This window comes from Zhihengliuella sp. ISTPL4 (assembly GCF_002848265.1).
In the GTDB taxonomy this organism is placed as follows: Bacteria; Actinomycetota; Actinomycetes; order Actinomycetales; family Microbacteriaceae; genus Microbacterium.
This window is the reverse complement of record NZ_CP025422.1, coordinates 1,330,280-1,346,890: the sequence shown is the minus strand read 5'-3', so window position 1 is coordinate 1,346,890 and position 16,611 is coordinate 1,330,280. Positions and strand designations below refer to the sequence as shown.

At 71.6% G+C, this 16,611-nt stretch carries 14 protein-coding genes; 10 read left to right on the top strand and 4 right to left on the bottom strand.

What is annotated here, in order from left to right; translation table 11 throughout:
- Position 1: 1 nt before the first annotated feature.
- The gene (locus CYL12_RS06490; protein ID WP_101848702.1) at positions 2-1,204 is read right to left on the bottom strand and encodes an aminotransferase class I/II-fold pyridoxal phosphate-dependent enzyme; all 1,203 of its coding nucleotides are present in this window, start codon (positions 1,202-1,204) and stop codon (positions 2-4) included.
- A gap of 95 nt (positions 1,205-1,299) precedes the next feature.
- Here CYL12_RS06490 and CYL12_RS06485 point away from each other — a divergent pair, with 95 nt between their 5' ends.
- Genes CYL12_RS06485 through CYL12_RS06475 form a run of 3 tightly spaced genes read left to right on the top strand, consistent with a single transcriptional unit; the run spans position 1,300 to position 5,590 of the window.
- Positions 1,300-2,859 (top strand): S1C family serine protease, encoded by a 1,560-nt coding sequence (locus tag CYL12_RS06485; protein ID WP_199399195.1) that lies wholly within the window; start codon positions 1,300-1,302, stop codon positions 2,857-2,859.
- 44 nt (positions 2,860-2,903) lie between these two features.
- Complete coding sequence (locus CYL12_RS06480) at positions 2,904-4,157, top strand: CDP-glycerol glycerophosphotransferase family protein (protein WP_101846575.1); 1,254 nt, start codon at positions 2,904-2,906, stop codon at positions 4,155-4,157.
- Complete coding sequence (locus CYL12_RS06475; protein WP_101846574.1) at positions 4,154-5,590, top strand: CDP-glycerol glycerophosphotransferase family protein; 1,437 nt, start codon at positions 4,154-4,156, stop codon at positions 5,588-5,590. Before CYL12_RS06480 ends, CYL12_RS06475 begins: the two co-directional genes overlap by 4 nt.
- 10 nt (positions 5,591-5,600) lie before the next feature.
- On the opposite strand, the gene CYL12_RS06470 is transcribed toward CYL12_RS06475, so the two are convergent.
- Positions 5,601-6,626 carry a glycosyltransferase family 2 protein gene (locus CYL12_RS06470; RefSeq protein WP_101848700.1) on the bottom strand — a complete coding sequence of 342 codons (1,026 nt, stop codon included), beginning with the start codon at positions 6,624-6,626 and terminating at the stop codon, positions 5,601-5,603.
- Between the two features lie 145 nt (positions 6,627-6,771).
- Between CYL12_RS06470 and CYL12_RS06465 the strand changes: the two genes are divergently transcribed.
- From CYL12_RS06465 to CYL12_RS06440, 6 genes are all read left to right on the top strand, one after another.
- Positions 6,772-8,055 carry a CDP-glycerol glycerophosphotransferase family protein gene (locus CYL12_RS06465; RefSeq protein WP_101846572.1) on the top strand — a complete coding sequence of 428 codons (1,284 nt, stop codon included), beginning with the start codon at positions 6,772-6,774 and terminating at the stop codon, positions 8,053-8,055.
- Entirely contained in the window at positions 8,052-8,822 is a 771-nt protein-coding gene (locus CYL12_RS06460; protein ID WP_101846570.1) for a biotin--[acetyl-CoA-carboxylase] ligase, read from the top strand. The genes CYL12_RS06465 and CYL12_RS06460 overlap by 4 nt, the downstream gene beginning before the upstream one ends.
- A gap of 94 nt (positions 8,823-8,916) precedes the next feature.
- Entirely contained in the window at positions 8,917-9,429 is a 513-nt protein-coding gene (locus CYL12_RS06455) for a PH domain-containing protein (protein WP_101848699.1), read from the top strand.
- 90 nt (positions 9,430-9,519) lie between these two features.
- Entirely contained in the window at positions 9,520-10,644 is a 1,125-nt protein-coding gene (locus CYL12_RS06450) for a 5-(carboxyamino)imidazole ribonucleotide synthase (protein WP_101846568.1), read from the top strand.
- A 126-nt stretch (positions 10,645-10,770) separates the two neighbouring features.
- Positions 10,771-11,238 (top strand): 5-(carboxyamino)imidazole ribonucleotide mutase, encoded by a 468-nt coding sequence (purE, locus tag CYL12_RS06445; RefSeq protein WP_101848698.1) that lies wholly within the window; start codon positions 10,771-10,773, stop codon positions 11,236-11,238.
- Positions 11,235-12,692 carry an LCP family protein gene (locus tag CYL12_RS06440; protein WP_101846565.1) on the top strand — a complete coding sequence of 486 codons (1,458 nt, stop codon included), beginning with the start codon at positions 11,235-11,237 and terminating at the stop codon, positions 12,690-12,692. The genes purE and CYL12_RS06440 overlap by 4 nt, the downstream gene beginning before the upstream one ends.
- Before the next feature lie 179 nt (positions 12,693-12,871).
- Here CYL12_RS06440 and CYL12_RS06435 read toward each other — a convergent pair whose 3' ends face one another.
- On the bottom strand, positions 12,872-13,438 hold the full coding sequence (locus CYL12_RS06435) for a hypothetical protein (protein ID WP_101846563.1): 567 nt from the start codon (positions 13,436-13,438) through the stop codon (positions 12,872-12,874).
- A 142-nt stretch (positions 13,439-13,580) separates the two neighbouring features.
- Positions 13,581-15,344 (bottom strand): DUF4012 domain-containing protein, encoded by a 1,764-nt coding sequence (locus CYL12_RS06430; RefSeq protein WP_101846562.1) that lies wholly within the window; start codon positions 15,342-15,344, stop codon positions 13,581-13,583.
- Between the two features lie 122 nt (positions 15,345-15,466).
- Here CYL12_RS06430 and CYL12_RS06425 point away from each other — a divergent pair, with 122 nt between their 5' ends.
- Complete coding sequence (locus CYL12_RS06425) at positions 15,467-16,540, top strand: glycosyltransferase (protein WP_101846559.1); 1,074 nt, start codon at positions 15,467-15,469, stop codon at positions 16,538-16,540.
- Positions 16,541-16,611: the final 71 nt, after the last annotated feature.

The following is a 16,611-nucleotide window of genomic DNA, read 5'->3' as shown; positions in this document are numbered from 1 at the left end:
ACTAGCCGCGCAGGGAAGCGAGCCGGGAGGCGGCCTCCTCCAAAACGTCGATGCGCTTGCACGCCGCGAAGCGCACGAGTCCCGCGTAGTCGGCGCGGTGCGCAGGGGAGACGAAGGCGGTGAGGGGGATCGCCACGACACCGGCGCGTTCCGGGAGCTCACGGCAGAAGGCGGCCGCGTCGCTGCCGCCGAGTGCCGTCGCATCGGCCACCGTGAAGTAGCCGCCCTGCGGTGCGTGGACGGTGAAGCCTGCCCCGCGCAGACCGTCGCCGAGGATCGCGTGCTTGCGGGCGAGCAGGGAAGCGGAATCGGCGAAGAACGCATCGTCGAGGCGCAGGCCGACGGCCACCGCGGGCTGGAAGGGGGCGCCGTTGACGTACGTGAGGTACTGCTTGACGGTCAGGACGGCCGTGATGAGCGCGGCGGGGCCGTGCACCCACCCGATCTTCCACCCCGTGGCCGAGAAGGTCTTCCCGGCGGAGGAGATCGTCAAGGTCCGCTCCGCCGCGCCGGGCAGCGTGGCGATCGGGACGTGGGGTCCGTGGAAGGTGAGGTGCTCGTAGACCTCATCGGTGACGATCACGGCCTCATGCTTTTCGGCCAGGCGCACGACCTCCCGGCGGACCTCCTCGTCGAAGACCGCGCCCGTGGGATTGTGCGGGTCGTTGACGAGGATGATCCGCGTCCGGTCCGTGACCGCCTCCGCAAGTCGCTGCAGGTCGGGCTGGAAGTCCGGCGCGCGCAGCGGCACCGTCCGGAGCCGGGCGCCCGCGAGAGCGACCGCGGCGGCATACGAGTCGTAATAGGGCTCGAAGACGACGACCTCGTCCTCCGGCCCGTCGATGAGCGCGAGCAGGGTCGCCGTCAGCGCTTCGGTGGCACCGGCCGTCACGATGACCTCGGTGCCCGGATCGACCGCGAGCCCGTAGAACCGCTGCTGATGCTCGGCGATCGCGTGCAGGAGATCGGGGAACCCGCGCCCCGGCGGATACTGGTTGACTCCGTCGGCGATCGCGGCGCGTGCGGCGTCGAGCACCACCTCCGGGCCGTCCTCGTCCGGGAAGCCCTGCCCCAGATTGAGGGCGCCGGTTCTGACCGCCGCCGCGGACATCTCTGCGAAGATGGTGGGCGCGACCGTACCGTCCGCGTCGAGCAGGCCGGCACCGGCCGCCGTGCGACGCCATGCGCCGGGGATGACACTCATGAAGAACAGGCTAAGGCCATAGCGGAAACTCAAGCTCGGCATAAGGAACGCACAGGGATGCGGGGCATCCTGGAGGAGCGTTGAAGGAGCACACCATGAACCAGGACAACCCGCAGGACCGCCCGGCACCGGCGTCGGACGACGCTGTGTCGGCCGGACACACCCCCCAGACCCCCGAGACCCCGCAGAGCGCGCCGTCGCCGGCCGCCGACACCCCGACGGGTACCCCGGCTGCGTCCGCCCCGGCCGCCCCGCAGGGCCACCACATGCCGCCGACGTTCGCGTCTCACGCCGCCGGCGGCCCGACGGTCGCCCCCGTGCCGCACGGGCTCGCCACCCCCGGCCCGGCCGCTGCCGGCGTCCCCGGTGCGGCGTTCGGCGTGCCGGCGCAGGACACCCGGCCGCTGGACGGCACGGTGGCGCCTGGTGAGGCCACCCCGACCGCCACGAAGGAGAAGTCGCGCGGCGGCACCCGCGTCGCGGCGTTCATCGTCGCCGCGGCACTCGTCGGTGGCGTCGCCGGCTTCGGCGGCGGCGCCCTCCTCACGGGGTTGCAGGACTCTCCGTCCTCCGGCACCGCGCAGGGGCCGCAGACCGTGACGGTGAACAACCCGGGGTCGGTCAACGAGACCACCGCGGTCGCGACCGAGGCTCTTCCCTCCGTCGTCACCATCGAGGTCGAAGGCGCCCAGGAGGCCGGCAGCGGCTCGGGCGTCATCATCAGCAAGGACGGCTACGTCCTCACCAACACGCACGTGGTCACCCTCGGTGGGGCGGCCGCCGATCCGACCATCCGCGTCACGACCTCGGACGGCCGGATCTACGAGGCGACCGTGGTCGGCACCGACCCGATCTACGACCTCGCAGTGATCAAGCTCACCGATGCCGAGGGACTCACCCCGATCGAGTTCGCGGATTCGTCGAAGCTCAATGTCGGCGACACCGCCGTGGCCCTCGGCGCTCCGCTCGGCCTCGCGAACTCCGTCACGACGGGCATCGTGAGTGCGCTGAACCGCAGCATCCAGATCGCCTCCTCGGCTCTGCCCGACTCCTCCTCCGAGGACGCCCCGCAGGAGCAGGCTCCGGAGGACGGTCAGAGCGAGGGGCCGTTCCAGTTCGACCTGCCGGGCAACACCGGGCAGCAGGCCACCGAGTCGATCTCGATCGCCGTCATCCAGACGGACGCCGCGATCAACCACGGCAACTCCGGTGGGGCCCTCGTCAACAGCAAGGGCGAGCTGATCGGCATCAACGTGGCGATCGCGAGCTCCGGCAACTCCGAGGAGTCCGGCTCGATCGGCATCGGCTTCGCCATCCCGTCCAACATCGCGGAGCGTGTCGCCGACGAGATCATCGCCGACGGCGCGGCCACCCACGGCCTGCTCGGGGCGTCGGTCCGCGACGCCTCCGGCGTGGAGGGCGCGACCGTGGCCGGTGCCTATATCGCCGAGGTCACCGACGGTGGCGCCGCGGCGGCCGCCGGTCTCGAGGCCGGGGACGTCGTGACGAGCTTCAACGGGGTGCCGATCACGAGTGCGACCGACCTCACGGCGCAGGTGCGCGCGGCGGCCGCCGACAGCGAAGCCGACGTGACGTACGTCCGTGACGGCAAGGAAAGCGACATCGAAGTGACGCTCGGCACGCTCGCCGGCTGATCCGACGTCAGAGAAGGACGCCACCCGCGCGATAGGCTCGCCGGGTGGCGTCCTTCTCTTTCGGCACCGGCAACGCGGCCAAGCTGCTCCGCCTCCCGCTGTACGCCGTCGGTCGCCTGGGCACGCTGCTCGTGCCGCGCGGTCGCCGCTGGGTTTTCGGGTGCGGCGCGGGTGTCGGTGACGGCGCCCTCGCGCTGCAGCGGTTCGCAGCAGCGGAGGGGCACGACACGCTGTGGCTGGCGGGTTCCCCGCGCGAAACGGCGGAGGCGGAGGCGCTCGGCCTGCGGACTCTCCCGCGGTCCGGCCTGCGCGGATGGTGGGCGACCGCCCGCGCCGGCGTGCTCGTCGTGACGCACGGCCTCGGCGACGTGAACCGCTACGGCAACGGCGGCGCCTTCGTCGTGCAGCTGTGGCACGGCATCCCGCTCAAGCGCATCGGTCTCGACTCTCCTGCCACGACGCAGGTGCCCGCCGTGCCCGGGGCCCCGATCCTGCGGCGGCTCGTCGGCCTCCTGTACCGGGGTGCAGCGCAGCGCATACGTGTGCTCCCCGCCGCCTCCCATCGGGCCCGGGCACGCCTCGAGTCCGCGTTCGGCCTCGGCGATGATCGCGTGGTGGTGACGGGAGAACCGCGTGTCGACGTGCTCTCGACCGGCACCGCCGAGGTGCGCCGTGCGCACGCGCGGGGGCTGCTCGCAGAGGCGGTCGGTGCGATCGGCGACGCCAGCCGGGTCGTCCTCTACGCCCCCACGTGGCGGGACGGCGCCGCCGACCCGTCCGTGCCGACGGCCGAGGAGTGGGTGCACATCGTCCGGGTGCTGGAGGAGCACGACGCCGTCCTCCTCGTGCGCTCGCACCCGTTGGGGGAAGGCAGCTATGCGCCGCCGCTCCCGACGTCGCGGGTACGGGCGCTGTCCAGCGCGGTCGTCAGCGACGTGACGCCGCTGCTTCCGGCCGTCGATGTCCTCATCACCGACTACTCGTCGCTCGCCTACGACGTGGGGCTCCTCGCCATACCGGTCGTCTTCCTGGCTCCGGATGTCGCGGAGTACGCGCGGACCAGGGGCTTCTACGGCCGCTTCGAGGAGGTCGCCGCCTCCGGGTCGGCGACCGGGTGGAACGAGGCCCTCGACCGCCTGGCGTCGCTGCTCGGCGACCAGGCCGCGTTCGACGCAGCCGCCGCGTGTTCCGCTACGCTCAGCGCGGAGATGCACGCGTTCCGCGACGGTCAGAACACCCGTCGGGTGTACCGCGTGATCCGTGCGCGGGGGGTCCCCGCGCCGAAGGGAGCAGCATGACGACGGCCCGCATCGATGACACGGCACAGGCGCTGGTCATCGCAGGGACCGGACAGCGTCCGGAGAGCGCAGAGCTCGCCGGACCGCGAGCGCGGGTGCAGGCCCGCCTCACCGGCGGGGGAAAGACCTGGAAGGCGACGTTCGCGCTGCGCGCGTCCCGATGGGGCGGTCCGGAACTGCCCTTGCCGTCCGGGGAGTACGAGCTGCGCATCGCGGGCATCGATCTGTCGGAGCTGCGTCTCGCGCCGGTCGTCCTCCCCGGGGTGCGTATCGCCGTCGACGGCGGCGTGGTCCGGATCGCGGCTCCCGTCGACCCCGTGTACGAGACGGCGGAAGGCCGCTCCACCCTCGAGGAACGCTACGTGGCGCAGGCGGGGGGCACGGAGAACGCGGTCTTCTTCGAGAGCTTCTACGGACGGAGCGTGGGCTGCAACCCGCGTGCGATCGATCGTGAGCTCGCCCTGCGTGCGCCGGACGTGCGGCGGTACTGGAGCGTCGTCGACCTGTCGGTCGAGGTGCCGGACGGAGCGATCCCGGTGATCGAGGGGAGCCCCGAGTGGTGGCGCGCCCGTGGTGCTGCACGACTGCTCATCGTGAACGACTGGCTGCGGCGCCGCTTCGCGCGCAAGCCGGGGCAGAAGGTGCTGCAGACCTGGCACGGCACGCCCCTCAAGCGCCTGGCCCTGCACCGCCCCGGTTTCGATCCGCGGCGGATGGCGGCGGTGGTCAAGGAGTCCCGCCGGTGGGACGTGCTGCTCGCGCAGAACACCTATGCCGCGCGGATCCTCCGCAAGGCGTACGCGTTCTTCGGCCGGCCGATCTGGGTCGACGGCTATCCGCGCAACGACGCCCTCCGCACGGGAGATCCCGTCGCCGTGCGCGCAGCCCTCGGCATCGGGGAGGACGAGCGCGTGCTGCTGTACGCCCCGACCTGGCGGGACGACCGCGCCGAGATGGTCGACTTCGTGGACCCGGAGTTGCTGGCGCGGCAGACGAATGCCGTCGTCCTGGTGCGCGGCCACTCGCGCACGCTGGAGCAGGGGAGAGACCGGGCCGGGGCCAGGGTGATCGATGTGACGGGGTACGCGGAGACGGCGCAGCTCCTGCTCGCCGCCGACGCCCTCATCACGGACTACTCCTCGGTGATGTTCGACTACTCGGTGACCGGCAAACCGCTGTACTTCCTCGTGCCGGATCTTGACCACTACCGCGGGCAGCTCCGTGGCTTCTATTTCGATCTGGCGGAGCGGGCGCCGGGCCCCCTCGTCCGCACGCAGGAGGAGCTCGTGGCCGCACTGGAGGACGAAGGTCATCGGGAGCGGTACGCCGATCGGTACGACGCCTGGCAGCGGCAGTTCAACGCGCTCGACGACGGTCAGGCCGCCCGGCGGGTCGTGGACCGGATCCTCGACCTCGGTTTCGTCACGCCCTAGTCGCCCGCCCTCAGGGCAACGGCGTGTTGCGGGTGCCGAGCCGTGAGGCGTCCACCGTGTCGCCGGCTCCGCGCAGCACTCCGCTCAGGAAGCCGAGACCCCACGAGAGGTGCATCGTCGGCAGGACGATGAGCGTCCACAGACGTTGCCGCACGCCGCCACCGCCCGGGGCGAGGGCGACGCCGAGCACGAGCAGCACGTACAGCGCGAGCGGGAGGTAGACCAGGCACGAAGCGATCAGCGAAGCGGGGCCGGACACCACCCCGGTGAGCTGGAGGACGCCCAGGACCGCCGCGAGCGCGACGAACAGCAGCAGCACCGGCGGCGCGAAGTAGCGCAGGCCGTTGCGGCGCCCGAAGCGGCGCACCAGCTCTCCCCGCCAGGCGCCGGTGGCGCGGAACTGTCGGGCCAGACGCAGCCAGCTCTCGCGCGGCCAATAGGTCACCGACAGCTCGGGATCGAACCACACGCGGTGACCGGCCTGACGGATGCGCAGGTTCAGCTCCCAGTCCTCGCCGCGGCGGATCGACTCGTCGAAGAGGCCGACCTCGTCGAGCACGGCCCGCCGCATCACGCCGAGGTAGGCGGATTCCGCCTCTCCTTCGACCCGGCCGCCGTGGTAGGCCCCGCCGCCGAGGCCGACGGGGGAGTTGTACAGTCGGGCCACGGCCTTCTGGAACGGGGTCCGGCCCTCGGCGTGCATGACGCCGCCGACGTTGGCGGCGCCCGAGCGGTCGAGTGTCTGCAACGCGCGCGCCGCGTAGCCGGGAGCGAGTTCCGAGTGCGCATCGACCCGGATGACGGTGCCGTAGCGGCTCGCCCGGATCGCGGCGTTGAGACCGACCGGGATGTGCGCCGCGGGGTTGTCCACGAGGCGGATCCGGTCGTCGGCGGCGGCGAGCCGGCGTGCGAGGTCGGTGGTGCCGTCCGACGAGGGCCCGAGAGCGAGCACGAGCTCCGTCGGGACCCCGACCTCCTGGGCGAGAACCGACGCGACGGCGTGCTCCAGGTAGGCGCGCTCGTTGAGCACCGGCATCACGAAGGACACCCCGGTGACGGGGACGGGGGATCCGTTGGCTGGCACACGTCGATCATGTCACGGGGTCCTCCCGCGTTCTCCCAGGCGGCGCGCAGACGGTCCGTGCCGCGGGGCCGGGAGCGGGACGAACTATCCTGGAGGGATGGGTGCACTGTCTGACGCGAAGAAGGCCTACCGTCTCCTGTGGCGGGCGCTCGCGTCACGGTCCGCGGTGCAGCGGGTGCGCCGCAGGCTGGCGGACCAGGAGCCGTACCCGGCCGCTCACTTCAAGGTCGCCGTCTACTTCGCCGACGGCGCCGTGAACATGTACCAGATGCGGCAGTGGTACCGCCCGCTCGCCGCGCTCGCAGAGCGCTGGCCCGTCGTGGTGCTGGCGCGGCAGGCGACCGGTGCGGAGAAGCTCCTCGAGGAGGACGCGCCTCCCGTCGCCTTCGTGCCGAAGGTGCGCGACCTCGAGCGTTTCCTCGCCACGCAGGACATCCGCGTCGTGCTGTACGTCAATCAGAACACCCGGAACTTCCAGATGTTCCGCTACGGCCGCCGGTGGCACGTGTTCATCAACCACGGCGAGTCCGACAAGATGTACATGACCACGAACCAGTACAAGGCCTACGACTACGCCTTCGTCGCCGGCCAGGCCGCGCGGGACCGCCTGTCGCGCACGCTGTGGGACTACGACGTGGAGCGACGCACGATCGAGATCGGGCGTCCGCAGGCCGACCATTACTCCGGCTCGCTCCCGTACACCCCGGACGACCGACGCGTCGTGCTCTACGCCCCGACCTGGGAGGGTGACCGACCCAGCGCCCACTACGGCTCCATCGCGTCGCACGGCGAGCGCCTCGTGGCCCGACTCCTCGGGACCGGGCAGCACCGGGTCATCTACCGCCCGCACCCGCGCAGCGGTGTCGTCGACGAGGCATACGGGGCGGCGCACCGACGGATCACCGCGGCTATCGCCGCCGCCAATGCGGCAGACCCGACCGCGCAGCACGTGTACGACCACGGCCCGGAGCTCGGGTGGCAGCTCGCCGCGGCGGACGTCGCCGTCGTGGACATCTCGGCCATGGTCTACGACCGGCTCGCAGCGGGGAAACCGCTCATGATCACCCGGCCGGTGGACGAGGAAGCAGCCGTCGACACCACCGGGTACCTCTCCGACTGCGAATGGCTCACGGCGGAGTCCGCGGACGACATCGTGGCCGAGGTCGAGCGGGTGCGCCTGGACGAGGCGGCGGTCGCGCGCCTGCAGATGTGGGTCCGCCACTACTTCGGCGACACCGCGCCGGGGGTGGCGACGCAGAAGTTCCATGCGGCCGTCGAGGGACTGATGCAGGAGTGGGAGCGCTGGCGCGACCGCGAGATCGGGACCGTCCGCGGTGACGAGGATGATGACGACGACGAGACGAGCGACGAGGACGCATGAGCCACGCCTTCCCTCGCTCCGCCGCGCTCGCTTCGCGCCTCGAGGTCCTCGACGCGACAGGGTCGACCAACGCCGATCTTCGCGGTCACGCTGACGACATCGACGGGTGGCCGCACCTCTCGGTCCTCCTCACCCGTGACCAGACCGCCGGGCGAGGCCGGCTCGACCGTCGGTGGATGACCCCCGCCGGTGCGGCGCTCGCCGTCTCCGTGCTGCTGCGTGACCTGCCCTCCGACCCGGCCGGCCGCGGCTGGATCCCGCTCGCGGCCGGCGTCGCGATGACCGAAGCCGTCGCCGAGCAGCTCCCGGGCGCTGCGGTCGCTCTCAAGTGGCCGAACGACGTGCTCGTCGATGGCGGCAAGATCTGCGGCATCCTCGCGGAGGCCGGTCCGCGGGCCGTGATCGTCGGGGCGGGGATCAACACCGCCATGACGTCGGCGCAGCTTCCTGTGCCGACCGCCACGTCGTTCGCGCTGCACGGCGTCGTCGTCGACGAGGACGCCCTGCTCCACGCGTACCTCGCGGCGCTCGACCGACACCTGACCGGACTCGCCGCGACGGGCGATGCGGTCGCGAGCGGGCTGCACGCCGCGGTGACCGCGCGGTGCGCCACGATCGGGCAGTCGGTACGAGTCTCGCTTCCCGGCGGGTCCCAGCTGGAAGGTACTGCGGTCGGCATCGACGGGGAGGGGCGCCTCCTGGTGGCGGCGGACGGTGCCGAGCACGCCGTCTCCGCCGGCGACGTCGTGCACGTGCGACCCGCGTGACGCGGGGACACGCCGCCTCGCGGACGGCGTTGTCGGCGATCCCGGGCACAATGGGGGTGTGACCCAGCCTGTGACGCTCGGCGGACGCCCGCTGATGCCGCCGCCCGGCACCCCCGCCGAGGAGCTGCTCATCGCGCGCTTCCGCGGCCATGCGCGTCGGCTTTTCTGGTCGGCGCTCGTCCTCATCGCCACCTTCGGGGCCACCGCGTACTTCTACGGCAATCTGCCGGCGGGTATCGAGGACTGGATGCTGCTCTCCGCCGCGGGACTCGTCGTCGTCGTCGCCGTCGTGATCCCGTTCATCGTCTGGTACTCGCGGACGACGACGATCACGACCCGTCGCGTCATCGCGTCCCAGGGGCTGGGAGCGCGCAACCGTCGGGAGATGTCGCACGCCCGCGGCTACACGATCGGCGTGCGTCGCGGTCCGCTGCAGCGGATGTGGGGCTGCGGCACCATCACGCTCTCGAACGGCGTCGACGCGCCGTTGCGTCTCGACAACGTGCCGAACGTCACCCTCGTGCACGAGACGCTCGCCGACCAGATCGAGGTCGGTCAGATCCTGGCGCACCGTGACGCCCAGGCGAGCGGAGACGGCTTCGCCTGAGTGCGGCCGACGTCCTGACCCCTCGGACGCAACGCGTCCCGCGGACCCTCGCGTGTGCGGAAGAATGGGAACGACGAATGGAGGCGGCACATGGCGCTGCGCGTGGGCGTGATCGGCGGAGGACAGCTGGCACGGATGATGATCGCTCCGGCGGTCGAGCTCGGGCTCGACCTGCGGGTGCTCGCCGAAGAGGAGGGCATGGCCGCAGGGCTGGCCGCCACCGCGATCGGTGACTACCGGGATCTCGCGACGGTGCGGGCGTTCGCCGAAGAGGTCGACGTCATCACGTTCGACCACGAGCACGTGCCGCAGGAGGTGCTCCGCGCCCTCGTGGCCGAGGGAGTCGCCGTGCACCCGGGGCCGGACGCGCTCCAGTTCGCCCAGGACAAGCTCGTCATGCGCGCCCGGCTGGCGGAGCTCGGCGTTCCCCAGCCGGAGTGGGCAGCGGTGCGCTCTGAGGACGACCTGCAGCGCTTCCTCGACGACCACGACGGCGCCGCGGTGGTCAAGACACCGCGCGGCGGCTACGACGGCAAAGGGGTGCGTGTCGTGCGGTCCGCGTCCGAGGCCCAGGACTGGCTCGGTGCGCTGCACGATTCGGACGCCCTGCTCGCGGAGGAACTCGTCCCCTTCGTCCGCGAACTCGCGCAGCAGGTCGCGCGACGCCCCGGGGGAGAGATGGTGCCGTACCCGGTCGTCGAGACGGTGCAGCGCGACGGGGTCTGTGCCGAGGTGATCGCCCCGGCCCCCGCGGCCACCGAGCGTCTCGCCGAGGTCGCGGAGGACATCGGTCGTCGCATCGCCGAGGGACTCGGTGTGACCGGCATGCTGGCTGTCGAGCTCTTCGAGACCGACGACGAGCGCATCCTCGTGAACGAGCTCGCGATGCGTCCGCACAACAGCGGCCACTGGAGCCAGGACGGCGCGGTCACGGGACAGTTCGAGCAGCACCTGCGTGCCGTGGCGGATCTGCCGCTGGGGAACACGCAGCCTCGTGCGGCCTGGTCGGTCATGGTGAACATCCTCGGCGGCCCCACCGAGGGCACCCTCGGAGACCGCTTCGAGGCGGCGATGACCGCGCACCCCGACGCCAAGATCCACACGTACGGCAAGGCGCCGCGTCCTGGTCGCAAGGTGGGGCACGTGAACGTCGCCGGCGAAGACCTCGACGACGCGGTGTACGTGGCGAGGGCCGCTGCGGCGGCGTTCGAGTGAGGAGATCCCGCGGCGGGACACGGGGAAAGACGCGTGCCGCTCGGGTGTTCTCCCAGCGCGAGACCGTAGCCTGATCTGGTGACCGAGCCACTGCACTCCTCCGCCGCCCCGTTGGTCGGCGTCGTCATGGGATCCGACTCCGACTGGCGCGTCATGAGCGACGCGTCCCAGGCGCTCACCGACTTCGGAATCCCGCACGAGGTCGAGGTGGTCTCGGCCCACCGCACGCCGGACAAGCTGATGTCCTATGCGCGGGAGGCCCGGTCCCGCGGTCTGCGCGTCATCATCGCCGGCGCCGGCGGTGCGGCCCACCTCCCCGGCATGCTCGCCTCGATGACGGCACTTCCCGTCGTGGGGGTGCCCGTGCCGCTCGCGTACCTGGATGGCATGGATTCCCTGCTGTCCATCGTGCAGATGCCGGCGGGGATCCCCGTCGCGACCGTGTCGATCGGCGGCGCGCGCAACGCCGGGCTGCTCGCCGCCCGGATCCTCGGGGCGGCGGACGACGAGCTCGCCGACCGCGTGGAGGCCTATGCTGCCGACCTGGAGGCTCAGGTTGCGGCGAAGAACGATCGGCTGAAGGGCTCGCTGTGACCCTTGCGCCCCCGCGCGCGACGGGACGTCCGCTCATCGAGACGCGGCCGCTGCGGCATCCGAATTCCGCGGATCAGGGTCTCATGGCGAAGCGCGCCTGGTGGCTCGTCGGCCTCAATCTCCTCATCCCGGGCTCCGCGCAGGTCGTCGCAGGCAACCGCCGGCTGGGGCGCTTCGGAATCGGCGTGACGCTGACGACGTGGTTCCTGGCAGTCGTCGCCGTCGGTCTTGCGCTCTTCGCCCGTCCCTTCTTCCTCTGGCTCACGATCGGCGGCGGCTTCGTCTCAGCGGCCCTCCTCACCCTCGTCCAGGTGCTGCTCGTGGGCGTCGTGGTCCTCTGGATCGTCCTCACCATCGACACCCTCCGGCTCGTGCGACTGGTCAAGGTCCCCGCGCCGTCGCGCTTCCTGATCCCGGTCGTCGCGCTCGTCCTGCTCGGGCTGATCGGGGGCGTCGCGGGCTACGCGGCCACGGCGGTGGGTTCCGTGCGCGGCAGCGTCGGCGCCATCTTCGGGCAGAGCGGCCCGAGCCTCCCGCCGAGCGACGGCTATTACAACATCCTGCTGCTGGGCGCGGACAGCGGGGACGGGCGCGACTCGATGCGATTCGACAGCATCTCCGTCGTCTCCGTGAATGCCGACACCGGCGCCGTCACCATCACGGGTATTCCCCGTGAGCTTCCGCACGCCCCGTTCAGCGACGGCAGCCCGATGCAGGAGCTCTATCCGGACGGCTTCCAGGGGCAGGGATCGTCCACCTGCGGCTGGAACGGCTGGATGAACCATGTGCGCAACGCGGCCGAGGTGTGCCGGGAGGACAAGGGCACCGGGCTCTACCCGGATGCGGAGGCCGCAGGTTCGGCTCCGGGTATCGAGGCGACGAAGGACGCGGCGGAAGGCGTGCTCGGCATCGAGATCCCGTACTACGTGTTCGTCGACATGCACGGCTTCGCCGACCTCGTGGACGCGCTCGGCGGCGTCGACATCACCGTCACCGAGCGCCTCCCCAAGGGCGGTCCACCCGAGGGGTGGTCCGGCACCGACGTGAACGAGTGGGCGATCGGCTGGATCGAACCAGGGCAGCAGCACATGGACGGCGACACCGCGCAGTGGTACGCCCGCTCGCGGTACACGACCAGCGACTGGGACCGCATGAAGCGTCAGCGGGAGCTGCAGGAGGCGATCCTCGCCCAGTTCACGCCGCAGACGGTTCTCACCCGGTTCAACGAGGTAGCGGCGGCGGGCACCGCGCTCATCAGCACGGATCTCCCGCAGGGCAAGCTGCCGGAGTTCTTCGATCTCATGCTCAAGGCCAAGGAACAGTCGGTCCAGACGGTCGAGCTCACCCCGGCGAACGGCGTGGACGAGTTCGAGCCGAACTACGACTTCATCCACGAGCTCATGCAGCAGAAGCTGCATCCGCCGACCGAGGCACCACCCTCACCGACCCCCTGATCAACGTCCAGGCACGACGCAGCCCACGGGCGATGTTTCCGGGAACATCGCCCGTGGGCCGTCCGGTTCATGACCGGATTCGCCAGACGACGGTGATCGGAGGGGGAGGGATCACCGTCGTCCAGCCGGCCGCCGCACGAGGCGGCAACCTGGCTCAGGCGCGCACAGCGGCGCGCGGCTCAGGCGCGCTTGCGGCGCGCGGCTCCGACGGCGACGAGGGCGCCACCGGCAACCAGCGCGGCGGCTCCGCCGCCGACGACCCACGGGGAGACCGACCCGCCCGTGAGGGCGAGTTCCATGCCACCGGTGAGCGGCAGCTCGGTGCCCGCAGGCGCGGCGACACCCGGATCGTGGTCGCAGCTCGATGCGGCCGTGTTCCCGTGCGAGACCGTCACCATGGCGGTGTACGTTCGCGACCCCGCGAAGTCGAGGGCGTAGGCCCCCTGCCCGTCGGACGGCGGACGGAACGTCACCGTCAGGCTGCCGTCGGAAGCGGCCGTGTTGCCCGAGATGGCCGCGGCGCCGGCGTTCTGTCCGGACACGGACACGCCGACGGTCTCCGACGGCTCGAAGAACCCGGCGCCGAACGCGACGGTCGAGATCTGGCAGGTGTCGATGATCGCGTCACCCACCTTCGCGCTCGGCGGAGACGGGTACGAGTCGCTCGGCGCGGCAGAGGCGACGGTCGGCGCGGCCAGGATGAGCGCGCCAGCGGTAAGGCTGATGGCAGCCAGTTTCTTCAGCATGATTTCTCCCCAGAATTTCACGCGGAATCGCCCCCGGATACACCCCTGCATCCGACTGCGCGAGGTCCTCTGCCCCCACGGCAGGTTCACGGACCCCGGTTATTCCCCAGTGAGATGACAGTACCTCATCCGTCGGCGAATGTCACGAGGCGCAACGCAGGGTGTCGCGCGTCAGCTTCGGATCGACGATCAGCGGCGTGTGCCGCACCTCCGTCAGCCGTTCTCCCGCGCCCTCGCCCTGGAACTCCACCGTGATGGTCGTGGATTCTCCCGGTGCGAGCAGCACCTCGTGCTGCACGACGGCCCGGTCCTCGATCGTCGTCGTCTGGACGCCCTCCTCGGCGCCGTCGCGATCGATGTGCGAAGGCAGAGCGCCTTCGGGACCGTAGACGGCGATCAGCGTGCGCACGCTCCCGGCGGGCACCCCGTAGACGCCGTCGCCCGTGACGTACGGCGGCAGGGAGGTGGCGGCATCAGCGGGGGCGGTGTTCGTCCAGGTCACGCGCACCTGCGTGGTCGGGGCCCCCGCGCAGGTCCCGACCGCCGTGGCGATGGACGCTCGAGTGTAGTAGTCCATCTTCCCGCCGGTGCCGTCGTTGAGGAGCACCCCCACAGCCGGGGCGTCGGCGTCGTCCTGGGGGAGCGTGCCGCCCAGGGCGCTGGCCGCGAGAAGCGCCTCCTCCGGCTCGTGCGCGCTCCAGAGGCGGATGCGTCCTTCCCCGGCGGCGTCCGCGAGAGCGCGGACGAGGTCCTGTGGCTTCGCGTTCGAGAGCGCCGCGGCGAAGAGTCCGCCCGCGGCCTGCGCGAAGATGTCGTCCTGGACGGCCGGATCAGGGACCGCCGCGTAGATCTCCGAGAGGAGGATGTCGGTCACGGTGTCCGCCGACGCGGTGAAGGGGCCGAACGTCAGGTCCCCGGTGGCGCGCATGAGATGCGCCGCCACCAGTGCGTCCACGGCGATCACTCCGTCGACCTTTCCGCCGAAGCGGCCCTCCCATCGCGCCGCGATGGTCTCGCCGGCCTCCCGGAAGTCCGGGATGCTCGTGATGTTCTGCAGATAGCGGCCGGGCCGGTCCTCGAAGAGGGCGACCGTGCTGTCGCTGAGCGGCAGCGCCGTGTCCAGAGGAGGGAAGTCCCGCGTCGAGGCCTGCTGCTGCAGGGTGATCCTGCCGTTGTCGGCCCGCAGCAGGGCGATGGAGCCGACGATCCCGCCTGACGAGCGCAGTTCGGCGTTGTTCTGCATCGCGAGCACGTACGTGCGCGGTCCGTCGCCGCCCAGCATCGTGGGCAGCAGCACGGATGCGCCATGCAGGGCGCCCACGGCCGTCGCGGCCTGGGTGACCGCGCCCCGCATCTCGCGGACGGCGTCGGCCAGGGGAGGGAGGGTGGCGTCGGCGTCGATCCGCCGTGCCCGGTCCTCCGCCGAGGTCAGGGCCGCGCTCGCCGTGCCGAGCGGTTTCTCTATCTCCGCGAAGGGAGCGAGGTCGATCGCGCCGCCCGAGAAGCCGAGGCTGGAGAGGTCGACCGCGCCGGCGACGTCGAGCAGCGGGTCCAGCGCGTCTCTGGAGACGTCGTCCGCGATCACGGCGACCTCGCTCACGGCGCGGAAGTTCGGGCCGATCCAGGGGAGGACGCCGAACGCCTGCCAGATGGGGTCCCCGGTGAGGGACCGGGCCGACTCCGCGTGGTGGGAGATGCGTCCGGCTATGGGCCCTGCGGCGTCGAGATCGCCGGCGGCGATCGCCTGCTTGAGCTGCGTGGTCCCCTTCGAGATCTGCTGCAGATTGTCCACCGCCCCGATGCCGCGCACGGCCACCCAGCCGAGAGCCAGGACGAGCAGTGTGATGAGAAGGCCGATGGTCCACCCGATCCACCGGCGCCGGACGGGAAGTCGACCATCGCTCACCCTGGCATTCAAGCACGCCGCGGGCGTCCGCCGAGAGCCTCATTCTGTGGGAACGCTGAGTACCGCCCCGGTACGGCGGTGCGTTCCCCGCCGGGCCGGGGTCCCGCGGTTAGCCTGATCGCATGGGTGCTCGGCTGCGTGTTGTTCTGGATCAGCTCGTGCATGTCGTCGATCCCGACCAGGCGTCGGCGTCGCGCGATCTCGCCGTCGGCCTCGTCCAGACGGCGCCGCCGAACTGCACCGTCGATGCGATCGTGCCCGCGGGGGCGGAGGTCGGGATCCGCGGCATCGACGAGGTGCGTACGCTTCCCGTCGGAAGGCGCGAGCTCGCCGCGTCCTGGCAGCTCGGTATCGCCCCGGGAGTCGGTGGCGGCCTCATCCATGCGCCGACGCTGTTGGCTCCGCTGGTACGCCACGACCGCGTGCACGACAACGATCAGACGACCGTCACCCTCTGGGACCTGCGCGCATGGGAGGCGCCGTCCCAGCTGCCCCGCGGCGCGGTCGCCTGGCGGCGGGGGATGCTGCGTCGCGCGGTGAAGCACGCGGATGCCGTCGTCGTGCCCTCGCATTCCATGGCCGAGAGGCTCACCGGGCTCGCGAAGCTCGGCGACCGCGTTCGCGTGATCGCCGGCGCGCCGCCGCAGGACCTGGTCGTCCCGGCTGCCGCGTCCTCATCCCGGGACGCACTGGCTCTGCCGGCGGACTACCTCGTGCTCTCCGGGCCGGAGACCACGCTGAGCGCCGGCTTCCGCGGCGCGGTCGCCGCGGGACTCGATGCTGTGGTGATCGGAGCCGAGGAGGGGAGTGAACCGCGCATCGCCGAGATCGCGGCCTCCGCGGGCCTGCCGGAGCGGCGTGCGCATATCCGCGGCTTGCTCGACGTCCCCGCACGTGCGGCCGTGATGGCCGGCGCGCGGGTCTTCGTGTCGACGGATGCCGTCGCCGGGTGGCCGTGGCGGGCGGTGGAGGCGATGACCCTCGGCATCCCCGTGGTCGCCACCGAGTCGGGGTGCCATCGCGATGTCATCGCCGACGGGGGCGCCGTGGTCGCGGCGGAGGATCTCGCGGAGGCCGTGGAAGATGCGGCGACCGATGGGGCGGCGCGGCTGCGCGTTCTCGCCGGCGATCGCGCGCGAGCCTTCTCGTGGGCGAGTGCCGCGGAGCGCGTGTGGAGTCTGCACGCGGACCTCTGAACACCTGAGAACGGCCTCCGCATCGGTGCGACACGCCGAGCGGCGATCGCGTTTTTCCGACAACAGTGGCA